Origin of the sequence: Nocardia bhagyanarayanae (genome assembly GCF_006716565.1) — a bacterium.
In the GTDB taxonomy this organism is placed as follows: Bacteria; Actinomycetota; Actinomycetes; order Mycobacteriales; family Mycobacteriaceae; genus Nocardia; species Nocardia bhagyanarayanae.
Window position 1 is genome coordinate 3,897,530 of record NZ_VFPG01000001.1, and the last position, 11,815, is coordinate 3,909,344.

General features: G+C 67.9%; 11 protein-coding genes and 4 tRNA genes. 6 read left to right on the plus strand and 9 right to left on the minus strand.

Translation table 11 applies throughout. The features are described 5' to 3' along the window. Positions 1-43: 43 nt before the first annotated feature. Positions 44-1,612, plus strand: coding sequence for a flavin-containing monooxygenase (locus FB390_RS16670; protein WP_141809759.1), 1,569 nt, complete (start codon positions 44-46; stop codon positions 1,610-1,612). A 70-nt stretch (positions 1,613-1,682) separates the two neighbouring features. Then, positions 1,683-2,588 (plus strand): LysR family transcriptional regulator, encoded by a 906-nt coding sequence (locus FB390_RS16675; protein ID WP_141809760.1) that lies wholly within the window; start codon positions 1,683-1,685, stop codon positions 2,586-2,588. Here the strand turns inward: FB390_RS16675 and FB390_RS16680 are convergent, their stop codons facing one another. After that, positions 2,589-3,617, minus strand: a complete 1,029-nt coding sequence (locus FB390_RS16680; protein WP_141809761.1) for a hypothetical protein — start codon at positions 3,615-3,617, stop codon at positions 2,589-2,591. It abuts the gene before it with no gap. 370 nt (positions 3,618-3,987) lie between these two features. Between FB390_RS16680 and FB390_RS16685 the strand changes: the two genes are divergently transcribed. Then, a complete protein-coding gene (locus FB390_RS16685) occupies positions 3,988-4,944 on the plus strand; it encodes a hypothetical protein (protein WP_246124060.1) in 957 nt (318 codons plus the stop codon). 240 nt (positions 4,945-5,184) lie between these two features. On the opposite strand, the gene FB390_RS16690 is transcribed toward FB390_RS16685, so the two are convergent. From FB390_RS16690 to FB390_RS16705, 4 genes are all read right to left on the minus strand, one after another. Then, entirely contained in the window at positions 5,185-6,378 is a 1,194-nt protein-coding gene (locus tag FB390_RS16690) for a sigma-70 family RNA polymerase sigma factor (RefSeq protein ID WP_246124061.1), read from the minus strand. Between the two features lie 145 nt (positions 6,379-6,523). Beyond that, a tRNA-Val gene (locus FB390_RS16695) sits at positions 6,524-6,598 on the minus strand. Position 6,599: 1 nt separating this feature from the next. Next, positions 6,600-6,670, minus strand: a tRNA-Cys gene (locus tag FB390_RS16700). Positions 6,671-6,715: 45 nt separating this feature from the next. Beyond that, positions 6,716-6,788: transfer RNA gene (locus FB390_RS16705), tRNA-Gly, on the minus strand. 397 nt (positions 6,789-7,185) lie between these two features. Between FB390_RS16705 and FB390_RS16710 the strand changes: the two genes are divergently transcribed. Then, positions 7,186-7,257, plus strand: a tRNA-Val gene (locus FB390_RS16710). A gap of 232 nt (positions 7,258-7,489) precedes the next feature. On the opposite strand, the gene FB390_RS33555 is transcribed toward FB390_RS16710, so the two are convergent. Together FB390_RS33555 and FB390_RS16720 are read right to left on the minus strand one after the other, a co-directional pair. After that, a complete protein-coding gene (locus tag FB390_RS33555) occupies positions 7,490-7,642 on the minus strand; it encodes an excisionase family DNA-binding protein (protein ID WP_185757056.1) in 153 nt (50 codons plus the stop codon). A gap of 639 nt (positions 7,643-8,281) precedes the next feature. After that, positions 8,282-9,145, minus strand: coding sequence for an NAD(P)-dependent oxidoreductase (locus FB390_RS16720; protein WP_141809763.1), 864 nt, complete (start codon positions 9,143-9,145; stop codon positions 8,282-8,284). Positions 9,146-9,228: 83 nt separating this feature from the next. On the opposite strand from FB390_RS16720, the gene FB390_RS16725 reads away from it, so the two are divergent. Then, positions 9,229-9,594: a winged helix-turn-helix transcriptional regulator gene (locus tag FB390_RS16725; protein ID WP_185757057.1), complete on the plus strand. Its 366-nt coding sequence runs from the start codon at positions 9,229-9,231 to the stop codon at positions 9,592-9,594. Positions 9,595-9,630: 36 nt separating this feature from the next. On the opposite strand, the gene FB390_RS16730 is transcribed toward FB390_RS16725, so the two are convergent. Beyond that, a complete protein-coding gene (locus FB390_RS16730; protein ID WP_141809764.1) occupies positions 9,631-10,458 on the minus strand; it encodes an SDR family NAD(P)-dependent oxidoreductase in 828 nt (275 codons plus the stop codon). A 321-nt stretch (positions 10,459-10,779) separates the two neighbouring features. Here FB390_RS16730 and FB390_RS34630 point away from each other — a divergent pair, with 321 nt between their 5' ends. Then, positions 10,780-11,334, plus strand: a complete 555-nt coding sequence (locus FB390_RS34630) for a hypothetical protein (protein WP_141809765.1) — start codon at positions 10,780-10,782, stop codon at positions 11,332-11,334. Positions 11,335-11,398: 64 nt separating this feature from the next. Here the strand turns inward: FB390_RS34630 and FB390_RS16740 are convergent, their stop codons facing one another. Then, the gene (locus tag FB390_RS16740; RefSeq protein WP_185757058.1) at positions 11,399-11,572 is read right to left on the minus strand and encodes a hypothetical protein; all 174 of its coding nucleotides are present in this window, start codon (positions 11,570-11,572) and stop codon (positions 11,399-11,401) included. Positions 11,573-11,815 lie beyond the last annotated feature (243 nt).

Below are 11,815 nucleotides of genomic sequence, written 5' to 3' on the forward strand. Positions count from 1 at the left end.
CGCCAGCTTTGCGCCGCGCCGCGGGCGGGTAATCTCGGTGGCCATGACGAGCGGTAACCGCATCGCGGTCGTAGGTGCGGGCATCGCAGGCCTAGCCTGCGCGAAGGTGTTGAGCCGAGCGGGTTTTCCGGTCGAGGTGTTCGAACGGGCTCCCGATGTCGGTGGTGTGTGGAGCGCGACCCGGCGTTATCCCGGGCTGCGCACGCTGAACAGCAAACACACCTACCGCTTCTCGGACTTCGCCATGCCCGAGGACTACCCGCGCGTGCCCGACGGCGCCCAGATGCAGGCCTACCTGGAGGGATACGTGCGGCACTTCGGGCTGCGCGAGAACCTCCGCCTCGGCACCGAGGTGGTGGCCGCCGACCCGGTGGACAGCGGCTGGCTGCTGGAGATCCGTGACGAGACGGGCGTGCACCGCACTTCGTGCGACCACCTCGTCGTCGCCAACGGCGTGTTCAGCGAACCCGCGATGCCCGACTACCGCGGCGCGGAGGCCTTCCTCGCGCGCGGCGGACAGCTCTATCACTCGTCGGAATTCCTCGACGTCGAGCAGGCGCGCGGGAAGTCGGTGGTGGTCGTCGGATACGGCCAGTCCGCCTGTGACATCGCCGAGGCGGTCAGCCACGTCGCGGCCGAGACCACGGTGGTCGCTCGGCGTTTGCTGTGGAAGATGCCGCGCAAGCTCAGCACCGGCCTGGACTTCGAGCGGCTGTTCCTCACCCGGCTCGGCGAGGCGCACTTCCGCTACCACAGCCCGCGCGGCTTCGAACGTTTCCTGCACGGCGCCGGACACAGCTTCCGCGACACCGATTTCGACGTGATCCAGGAACTCACCACCAAGAAGCTCGGCCTGCGCGAGCTCGATCTGGTCCCGGAGGGCCGGTTCGAGGAGATCGCGCAGAGCACCGCGAGCATCGCCACCGAGGGATTCTTCGAGCAGATCCGCGACGGCCGGATCACCGTGCTGCGCGACACCAGCGTCACCGAGCTGTCCGGCACGCCCGCCGGCTGTGCCGCGTGGCTGTCCGACGGGCAGGTCCTGCCCGCCGACATCGTCGTGTGCGCCACCGGCTTCCAGCAGCGGGTGCCGTTCCTGACCCCGTACATCCAGCGCAGGCTCACCGACGACGACGGCAATTTCCGTCTCTACCGGCACATTCTGCCGACCGAGGTACCGAACCTGACCTTCGCGGGTTACAACTCCTCGCTGCTCGGCACGCTCAGCGCCGAGGTCGGCGCGCACTGGACCGCCGCGTTGCTGCGCGGCCGTCTCGCGCTGCCGTCGCAGGAGGAGATGGGCGAACACATCGACACCCGGCTGCAGTGGATGGCGGCGGGCACCGGCGGCCACCACGCGCACGGCACGACCATCACCCCGTTCGCCCTGCACAACATCGACGAGATGCTGGCCGACCTGAAGTTCCGGCTCCCGCTGCGCACCCGGCTCGCCCAGTGGTTCCGGCCCGTGAAACCCGCCGCCTATCGCGGACTCTCGGAGCGCGGGCAGACTCCGGCGGCGCCGACGCCGCCCGGCCCGGCGCCCACCGAGGCGGCCACGGCTTCGGCCGAGCCGTACCCGCAGCGCGACCCGCACCCGTCTCAGGCCTGAGCCGCGGTGCTCGCGGATTGTCACCGGCGCAACGCGCACGCGTCCGAATTGCGTCTGTGATAATCCGCGAGTGGATGCCCTCGACCTGAATCTGCTGGTTGCTCTGGATGCGCTGCTCGACACGAACAGCGTCACCAAAGCCGCCGAACGCCTGGGCACCTCGACCCCCGCCATGAGCCGCACGCTCGCACGGCTGCGCCGGGTGCTGGACGATCCGCTGCTCGTCCGCTCCGGGCGGAACCTGGTTCCGACACCGCGGGCCCTCGAATTGCGGTACGAGGTCGCCGCGTTGGTCGAACGCGGCCGCGCGCTGCTCGACACCCGCGCGGAAGCCGACCCCGCCGGATTGCGGCGCGGATTCACCGTGCAGGCCGACGACACCGTCCGCGCCCACCTCGCCGCCCCGCTGCTCGCCGCCGTGCGGCGCCGGGCGCCCGGCGTCACCGTGCATTTCCTGGCCGACGGCGCGGAGGGGTCGTCGGCGCTGCGAGACGGCCGCGCCGACATCGCGGTCGGCGTCCTGGAACGCAGCGATCCCGAGATCACCGTGCAGCGGGTGCTCGGAGATCACCTCGTCGGCGTCGCCGCCCCCGACCATCCGCTGATCACCGAACGAGTCACCGTGGCCGCCTATGCCGCCGCGGCCCACCTCGCCATCTCGCGACACGGCCGCGCCCGCGGCCCGATCGACGACCGCCTCGCGTTGCACGGCCGCACGCGCCGGGTGGTCGCGATCGTCCCCGATCTCAGCACCGCGCTGCTCGCGGTGCGCTCCGGCGAACTCGTCTGCCCCGCGCCCGCCCGGCTGGCCGACGACGCGCTGCGGGCGATGGGGTTGCGCGCCTTCGACATTCCCCTGCCGTTGCCGGAGGTGACGATCGGCATGGCGTGGCACCCGCGCAACACCGCCGACAGCGGGCATCGGTGGTTGCGGGAATCGATCCGCGGGTTGCTCGCGCCGAGCGCGAGCGGGTGACTATTGCGCGGGCAGGTCGCCAGGGGGTGTGCTGAGCGGTCTGCCGAAGGGGCCCGACGGATTGCGCTTGAGTTCGTCGAGCATGGCCTGCAACTTGTCGACGTGCGAGTTGTCCTCGATGGCCGACCGATGCTGGGTGGGTGCGGCGGTCGGTTCCTCGCGGTCGGCGCGCGGTGCGGTGAGGTTGGTCTCGGGGCGGCTGGTCAGCGTCGGCGTCTCCAGGCGACCGTTCAGCCGCGGCGCGGTGTCGACACCGGGCGTGCCGACGCTGCCGTAGTCCAGGCGTTCCTGCGGTGCTTCCGTCCGCGGCGCGATCTCCGCGGGCTCCACGTGCGCGTTCGAGATCGGTTCGGGCGCGGCGTCGTAGGGCGCGCCTCGCGAGACGTTCGGTTCGACCCAATCGTGCAGCGCGGGCGGGACGGAGACGGGCTCGCGGCGCGGTAGCCCGTTCGACGCGGCGGGCTGCTGCTCCACGCGCGCCGCGACGGCGGCCACTTCCAAGCTGTCGGTGCGCGGCCCTTCTGGCGCGGGTTCTTGGCGGGGTGGCGTTGGTGGTCGTAGGCGTTCGGCGCGCGGCGTGTCGAGGCGCGAAGTTTCCGTGCGGGTGGTTTCGGGGCGCGGCGTTTCGGAGCGCGTGGCCTCGGAGCGCAGTGTTTCGGAGCGTGTGGCTTCGGGGCGCAGTGTTTCGGAGCGTGTGGTTTCGGGGCGCGGGGTTTCGGGCCGTAGGGTTTCGGGCCGCGTCGCGTCGGTGCGCGCCGTGGGAGCGCGGTGCTCGGCGCGGGCGCGCGGGGCGGTGCGTTCGACGGCAGCGCCGGAGGCTGCGTCGTCGAGCCGGGCTTCCAACGACGAAACGTTCTGTTCGGTGCGGAAGGCCCACGCCTCCAGCTTCTTCAGGCGCGCCTCGACGCCGTTGTCCTCGCCCACCCGGGCGGCGACGCTGTCGAGCTTGTCGCTCACCTCGCGCAGGAGCTCCGCGATGCCCGACAAGATCGCGCCGACCGACTCGGCGCCCTGCTGGCCGTGCTCCATGCGTACCTTCTTCCCCGTCGATGCCCGAACTACGTGCGTGGCCCGGCGATTCTATCCGCAGCCTTTTGGCGGCGCGGGGCGAGCACCGGCCGTCGCGGCCGTGACGGCGGGCGGGCGATCCGGCGCGCCCGGCCGCGTCACCGAATTGGCGGCAAGTATCAATCGACCGAAATTTCTGTGGTGTTTCTCGCGCATGTCGCTGCGAAAACCCTTGTGACGCAGCGCACATCGCCTGGTGAGCGGCCTCGCGGCGGGTGCGGCGCACCCGAGCGCGGGGTAAAGGGGGCTGGCGAGCGGAGGAAGATAGGCGCACTCTTGATCTATGGAGTAGGTCGCGAGACCGTGCGGTGTTGGGCAGGGGAGTGATCGCGTGAGAACGACGCAGCGTGTGGAGCAGGCTTGCGGGCGTCGGGCGGTGCTCGCCGAATTGGGCATCGCCGATGTCCAGGACGAGATCCGCGCCGCGGTGAGCGATCGGTCCCGGTACAGCTGCCGGTGTCCGGGATGCGCCTACGCCCAATGGGATATCCAGCGCCTCAAGTACTGGTTGTGCGGCAGGCTGGTCGCCTTCGGCGCCGACGAGGCCGACGTGGATCGGCGCATCGGGGGCATCCGCGTCGACATCCTCTGGCGGATCGGCGAGCGGACCTATGCCATCGAGGTGCGCGGCGGAGCGCTGGACCGGACCCTCGCCCTGGAGCACACGGCCCGGCTGCGCGAGGCGGGCTGCGACGGCGTGCTGTGGCTGTGCCAGCCCGGCTACTGGGTCGCCCACTTGCCTGCCCTCGGCATCGCCGACTTCGCCCCGCCCGCCTGCGATTACCTCGCCGAGATGGGCATGCTCGACGCCGAGCAGAGCGCGGTCGCGATGCCCCGGCGGGACCCGTTCGAACTGCGCGAGTTCTTGCGCGGCTGGGTATCGGGTGAGATCGTCTGGGGTTTCCGCGACGAGATGACGGGAGGATGGGCCACCGTGACCGACTGGGAGCATCACACGAGAACGCAGGCGGCGGTGATCGCCCGGCAGCGGCAGGAGTTGATGAATCAACGCACCGCGCTCGCCCTCTCCCGGAAATCGGTCCGTGACAAGCAGAAACAGGTCATGAAGCTGACCGCCCGCCTGGAGCGCGCCGAACACGACGCCCAGGAACAGGCAGACGCGCTGGCCGAGGTGAACCGCAAGCTCGCCGACCACCACCGTGTGGACAACAGCCTGCGCGCCACCATCGCCGGCCTACAGCAGACCGTCAGCCACTGGCAGCTGATCACCTACTGCGCGATGTTGCTGATCGTGACGTTCCTCGCGGCGGCGATGGTGGTGCGCTGAGCGCGCGAGGTGCGTGAACGTAGTTCGGCGAGTCCCTCATCGCGGCGGGCCCCGCCTCTCGGCGGGCAATCCTCCCGCACGGCATCAGACCGCGTTGGACGAAGTCGGCGAGACGGCACCGGGCCGCGTCGAGTGAGTTCGGCGGGCCCTTCCTCGTGACGGTCGTTCACCTCGCGGCGAGCCGGGTGCACAGCTGTGCTGGCAGGTGCGCCGTCTTGGTGGCGGGGCTGGGGGAGGGCTTCAGGGGCGGGTCAGGCGGAAGGGGCCGCGGTCCCAACGCCATTCATTGCGGAGCACAAGCGTCGTGAAATCGAGCAGCTCGAGGCCGCTGTCCTTGTGCAGCCGTCGTACTTCGTGCCAGGGCACGGACCCGCGCTCGATGAGCTCGGCGAGTTCGGCCTCGTGGCGAGCGTCTACCTCCCGGCGGGCCAGCTCGGGCAGACCGAGGCGGCTGCCCGTCCAGACCAGCCACCCCCATCCTTCGGCGTGTGCGCGGGCTCGGGCGGCCGCGGACCTGACGCGGTTGACGTGGAAGGCGACGTGGCCGAGCGGCTGCACATCGATCAGCACCACCCGTCCGTCGGTGAGACGTGCGCCGACGGTCGGGTAGTGGACGCGTTCGGAACCGTCGATGTCGTACGGCACCGCCACCGGATGTTCCTGGAACGTCTCGACCAGGTCGGCCGCGTTGAGCGTGCGCAGCAGCCTGGCCTGGAGCGCGGAGTCGAAGCCGACGTCGCGGCCCACCTTGTCCAGGTAGAACCGTCCGCGGCCGTCGTCGTCACCGTCGACCGTCCGCGCGGAACTCGTCGGCAGCGCGGCGGGCGCGCCCGAAGTCCACTCGATGCGCGCCGACCACTCACCGACCTCCGTGGCGGCCGCGGGTTCGGCGTCGCGCAACTTCGCCAGCTGCCGGTTCGTCTTCTTCTGCCACGCCATGATCCGCTGCATGACGTACCCGGCGATCCGTTTCGCGTCCTCCGGCGCGTGTCCCGCGAGCCGCAGCTTCAGATACGACAACTCGTTGGCCGCCAAGTCCGTATCGGTCGCGTACGTCTCCACCAGCAGCGCCCGCGTCAGCGCCGAATCCCGCCCATCCACCGGATACCGCTGCTCGAACACCTCCGCTTGCCCCCGGCTCAGCGCCGCCTCCCGCAACATCTGCCCGACAGCCCGAGTGTGCAACTGCCGCACCCGATCCCGCGCTAGATCGAACCGCGCCCCGATTCGGGCCAACGTCTCCGGCCCCTCCCCGCCGATCCCCAGCCGATACCCCAAAATCTCCGCATCCCGCTTCCGTCGCTCCCCGAATACCCCCACCATCCCCGCAACCCCCTCGTTCACCTCTTCGAGCCCGAACGACACCTCCCCCTGGATGTCGTCGACGAACAAACCCCCGTCCCGCGCGCCACCAAACCCCAATTCACCAGCCACAACCGGCAGCCTAACGAGAGCCTCCGACAATCCGGGCCCTACGAGGCCGAGCCTTCGAAGGCCCACACTCGCCCAGACGCTCGAAGCAATCGTGGGCACAAACAAAAACAGACCCGGTCGAAACCGGGTCTGATCTGTGAGACGGTGGTGCGCGATACTGGGATTGAACCAGTGACCTCTTCCGTGTCAGGGAAGCGCTCTCCCGCTGAGCTAATCGCGCGAGGTGGAGACGGGAATCGAACCCGTGTGCACGGCTTTGCAGGCCGTTGCCTCACCACTCGGCCACTCCACCGCGCAAAGGGGGAAGGCTGTTTACACTGCCTGGCCCTACCTCTCGAGCGGATGACGGGATTCGAACCCGCGACCCTCACCTTGGCAAGGTGATGCGCTACCAGCTGCGCTACATCCGCATTTGCATCTCGGGGGCTTTCGTTCCGGCCTCCTCGGTGCGAGACAGAACATTAGCCGACGCCCGGTGAAAGGTACAAATCCGCTGGTAGAACGGCCGGAAACGGTGAAGTTGCGAGTGTGGCCGATGCGATCGATGGGGTGCGAGGGACTGGGGAGGTATGTGTGTCGCGGCGTCGCTTCGGCTGGAGGGGGCGAGGAGGGCCCGGAATCGGCCGCTCGGGGTAAGGGCGGGGGCATTGGGGACGGTCCGGCCGGTCTCATCCGCATCAGGACGACTCACCGGCAACAGGGCGAATTGGTGCTGTCCAAGTGGCGATTTGGTGGCTGACCGGTAGATCGTGCTAATGTTCCATCTCGTTCGGAAGGCCATCGAGTCGCCATCCGAACGGAGAGTTCGGTCTCATAGCTCAGCGGGAGAGCGTCCGCCTCACACGCGGAAGGTCGCTGGTTCGATCCCAGCTGGGACCACTCAGAAGCTGCAGGTCGGGGGCTATTTCGAGAGAAATAGCCCGACCGCGTGCAATAAACGTGCGACAAATCAGCATCTAATCTGGCACTTGCCTCAGCTCAAGTAGTGGTCGCTACCATCTCCCGATGTGACCTTTGTCGCAGCCGGATAGGAGTGCTGGGCTGAGGGTGTCGTCGAATGAGACGTTGTCAGGGCTGGACTGGTCGGTGCCGAGGGCTCCGGCGCCGTACCTCAGCGCAGCGGGCGCATAGCAGCATCGATGTCTTCGAGTGCAATGCGTATCTGCCCCCTGAATCTGTAGGCCGGCGGAGTGCCATCGGCAATCATCCGTCTGTTTGTGTCCTTGGTCACACTGGCGCGCTCAGCTGCGAACTCGATCGACACGTCTTGCTCCCCGCTGCGGGGATGAGCCCGCGGCCGCGCCGTCGGCGCTACCGCCGAACTGGTGCTCCCCGTGCACGCGAGGATGAGCCCTGTAAGGCCGTTACCCCTATGCAAACTGCCAGTGCTCCCCGCGCACGCGGAATGAGATCCGGGTCAGCGAAGTGTTCCCTGCGCAGGCTCGGATGAGCCCGTCGCCCGCAACCGCGACAGCCAGATCAAAGTGCGATGGTCACCGTGTGGTCATCGGCAATGAGATCGGATACCGATCCCGATCGTTGGGCATCGGCAGGGTGCAAAGTCGACCGGGCTGACGGCTAAGCGCAGAAGTTGCCCGCCGTGTTCGGTCCCGGTCTTGCCGCGCAGCAGTTTTCGGCTTGCCGTGCCGAGTTATGGGCAACCAGCTTCGGTTTCACCCCAAGAGTGCGCCCAAATCCCCTGGCTCGAGGTCCTGGTCTCGAGCGCCCGCGCACTCGACCCGACCGGTACGGCGGTGATCGAAAGCCTCCAGCCGGCGCGTCCGAAGCCAGTCCTGATCGAGGTGTGCTCGCCGCGGTCGATGTGTCAGACAGGTGCAGTGTCAGTCTTGCGCCGCGGCTGAGCCTGCTGATGCCGAAGGATGCTGCCGAACGGGCGGGGCCCCTAGCGTCGCAGGAGGTCGACGACGCCGGTGGTCGACTCCTTCCCGCCGCCCTCGGCGACCCGCCGCTCCATCAGTGCCATGAATGGCGTCAGGAGTTCGGGGCTCACGCCCTGCTCGGCAGCGGTACGCAGCAATGTCCCGTTCGTGGTGACCATCATCGCCAGATTCGACTCGACGCCCTCGGCGTAGTCGCCGCTCGCCAGCTGGGCGGCGGTGCCGTACGCATATCCGGCCATCGCCTGCTGGTAGCCGACCAGGAGGGGGGCGAACTCCACCGGCGAGATGTCTTCCGCACGTATCAGGGCGAACGCGTGCGTGGCGCCGGCGAACATGCCCCACATCGCGCTGAGCAGGGCGATGTCGTAGAGAGCCGCGAACCCGGCGTCGGCGCCGACGTAGGTGACACCGGCGGGTACGGCCAAAGCCTCGGCGTGAGTCTCGTGCAGCTCGGCCGAGCCGCTGTAGAAGACGTACCCACCGGAGTCGGCGACACCGATCATCGATGGAACGGCCATGATCCCGCCGTCCAGGAAACGTCCGCCGCGCACGGCGATCCAGTCGGACAGCGTGCGGGCCTCGGCGGGGGTGCTGGTAGTCAGGTTGACGATGTCCCGACCGGTCAGATCGATGCCGTCCAGTGTCGCGCGAACCGACGCGTCATCGAGAAGGCACACGACAACGAGAGAGTTCGCGGCGACGGCGTCGGCGACGGTGGACGCGACGACGGCCCCCTCCGGAGCCGGCCGGGCACTGCGGTTCCAGACCGTGACGGCGTACCCCACGGCCAGCCACGAGCGAACCAGGGCCGAGCCCATATCGCCGAGGCCGAGGACAGTTAGCGACTTCTTCGAGTGATCGGACATGACGGCTACTCTTGGCCAGGCATCCGGATCGAACAAGTACGCACATGGAAGTGGGTACGCACTTCCGGGAAAGAGAACAGGTAATGGAAGGGGCAGACGTGCCGATCGGACGCAGGCCGGGCGCGTACACGTGTGGGCTCGACGCCACCCTCTCGGTACTGAACGGCAAGTGGAAGATGATGATCCTGTGGCCGCTGAGCGAGCGCCCGCACCGATTCGGTGAATTGCGCCGCCAGGTACCGGGTGTCTCCGAGAAGGTCCTCACCACGCAACTGCGGGAGCTGGAGGCCGATGGGATCGTCCACCGCGAGGTGTACGACGAGGTGATCCCCCGCGTCGAATACTCGCTGACCCCGCTGGGCGAACTGCTCAACAACGCCCTGCTGCCTTTGGAAGCTTGGGGCCGTGAACATCTCATGGATGCCCCCACATCCTCCGGCCGTCACTGACTGTGTCTTCGCCGTCCCGGCGGGGGATGCTCGCGTTCAGCGGAACGGAATCACCTTGCGGTACTGGACCAATTCACCGCGGGGCTCGGTGGTCCCGGCGGGCAGCGTGGCCAGCCAGTTGACGTCGATCGCCGCGTCGTCGGCGCTGAGCGCTTGGTCCATGTTGTCGAACCAGGGGCGCGAAGCGTCGGTATCGACCAAGCCCGGGCATGCGGCGTTCACCAGTATGTCGCGCTCGGGCGGCAGGTCACGCGCCGCGATCCGCGCGGCGGCAACCTGTCCGACCTTGGACGGCACATTGATCCACTCGGGCCAGCCCTCGTCTGCCGCGCGCCCCGCTTCCACCGCATCGACGTACTCGTCCATCACGCGGTCGATGTCGCCGAGGCAGATACCCGGACGATCGAAGCGCTCCCACAACCGAGGATCCAGCTGTGTCAGTGTCCCGAAAAAGCTCGCCACCACCACGTAGCGCGCCCCGTCGCGCAGCCGCGGCAGGAACGCGTCGAGCATCCGCCGCGTCCCATGGTTGTTGGTGTCGACGAAACCGCGCACCTGCGACGCGTTGTCGAGTTCGGGTGAAATACGTGCCGCCGCATTGGAAATGACGATATCGACACCGCCGTGCCGGGTGGCGATACGCTCCGCCGCTGCACGCACCGAACTGTCGTCGGACACGTCGAGGACTTCGAATGCGGGCCGCAGTCCTTCGGCCTCCAGCAGCGCGACCGCCGCCGCCCCGCGATCGGGGTCGCGAGCGGTGAGATAGACCGTCGAGCCCGCCGGGAGGGTGCGGCACAGCCCACGCACCAGTGCCAATCCCAAGCCTTGATTGCCGCCGGTGACGATAGCGATCTTCGACATTCCTCGAAAACTACCGCACCGCTGGGCAATTCGCGTGGCGATGGGCCGACATCGATGACTACTCATCCCGCACTAGGTCGTGTCTCCCGGTGACTCGAGCCATTCCACGATGGTGAGTTCCTGCGGTCACGCAGGGCACGGGTGAGCCCTGCGGAGGTGGGCACCACCCGGCCACGCTCTCGCATGTCGGTGTTCACGAGGATGTCCCCTTCTGATTCGTCTTGTGAGTTCCACGATAGTTCGCGGTTGTAATGAAATCTTCACGCGCTCAGATGATCTGGAAGCGGCCGCCAATTGGGCGGCCTCTAGTGCGGAGGAATTATGACCCGATCTGTTCTGCTCGCGACCGCGGCGGCCGCCCTCGCGGTGGCTCTCACGGCGTGCGGTGGCGAGGGCGCCTCCGATGCCGCCCCTTCGGCATCGAGCACCGTTTCCACATCCGCTCGGGGCACAGCCCCCGCCCCCGGAACCGTCGCGCCCACGGCCGACACCACATCACCTGCCGACGAGGAGCCGGAGCCGGTTACCTCGTCGGCGCCGGAGACCACGGCCGCACCGACCACGGCCGCACCGACCACGGCCGCACCGACGACGGCCGCACCTTGCGCGGTGGTTACCCGCGAATACCTCATCACCACGCTGCGAATGACGGCATCGCCCGACATTCCCTTGGCCGATCTCCAGAATGCGCGGTGCAGCGGGAACTATGCGACGGCGCTGAGCCAACCGGAAGGCACCCTGCACCCGGTCGTGTACATGTTCAAGTACTCCGCACCGGTTGGGTGGCGCCTGATGGGGGTCGACGACGCAATCGACTGTGTGAACAGGCACGGTGTTCCGCTCGAGGATGCCCGTGTGATCGGCTGCGCCCTCTAGCAGCTCCGCTATTCGACCAGCTTTTCGCTGCGGGCCAGTCGTAGGCGACATCGGCGGGGTCTTCTCAGTCGAGGTCGCCGCGGCAGTTCAGTTCCTGCATGAGCCGGTCGGTGAGGCGCTCGGAGATGGTTCCGAGCAGAGCGCGCAGTGCCGGGTATTCGCCGATGATCGCGCTGCGCACGACGCCCACCTGCATCGGGACCGATAACACCGCGAAGACGCGCTTCGGAACTTTCACTGATCGCACCCACATCGGCATCAGCGTGTGGTCGCTCGGTGCTTGTTTTGCTGATGTAGTACCGCTATTTGGAATGTGGGGTATGCGTGAGCCGTCGGTCGGCGATGTAGTGCAATGCGGGTTGTGAAGTGAAAATCCCTGGTAGAGCAGACTTTTGGCCTAGATGGAAGCGCTAGGAAGAAGTGTGGCATCGCTGGTTCGATCCCAGCTGGGACCACTCAAAAGCGGCAGGTCAGCGCTTTT

Bases quoted from the DNA above. Each gene is read 5' to 3' on its own strand.
- FB390_RS16725 (WP_185757057.1), top strand. From the start codon at position 9,229: ATGGAAGGGGCAGACGTGCCGATCGGACGCAGGCCGGGCGCGTACACG.
- FB390_RS16670 (WP_141809759.1), top strand. From the start codon at position 44: ATGACGAGCGGTAACCGCATCGCGGTCGTAGGTGCGGGCATCGCAGGC.
- FB390_RS16730 (WP_141809764.1), bottom strand. From the start codon at position 10,458: ATGTCGAAGATCGCTATCGTCACCGGCGGCAATCAAGGCTTGGGATTG.
- FB390_RS16720 (WP_141809763.1), bottom strand. From the start codon at position 9,145: ATGTCCGATCACTCGAAGAAGTCGCTAACTGTCCTCGGCCTCGGCGAT.
- FB390_RS16680 (WP_141809761.1), bottom strand. From the start codon at position 3,617: ATGGAGCACGGCCAGCAGGGCGCCGAGTCGGTCGGCGCGATCTTGTCG.
- FB390_RS34630 (WP_141809765.1), top strand. From the start codon at position 10,780: ATGACCCGATCTGTTCTGCTCGCGACCGCGGCGGCCGCCCTCGCGGTG.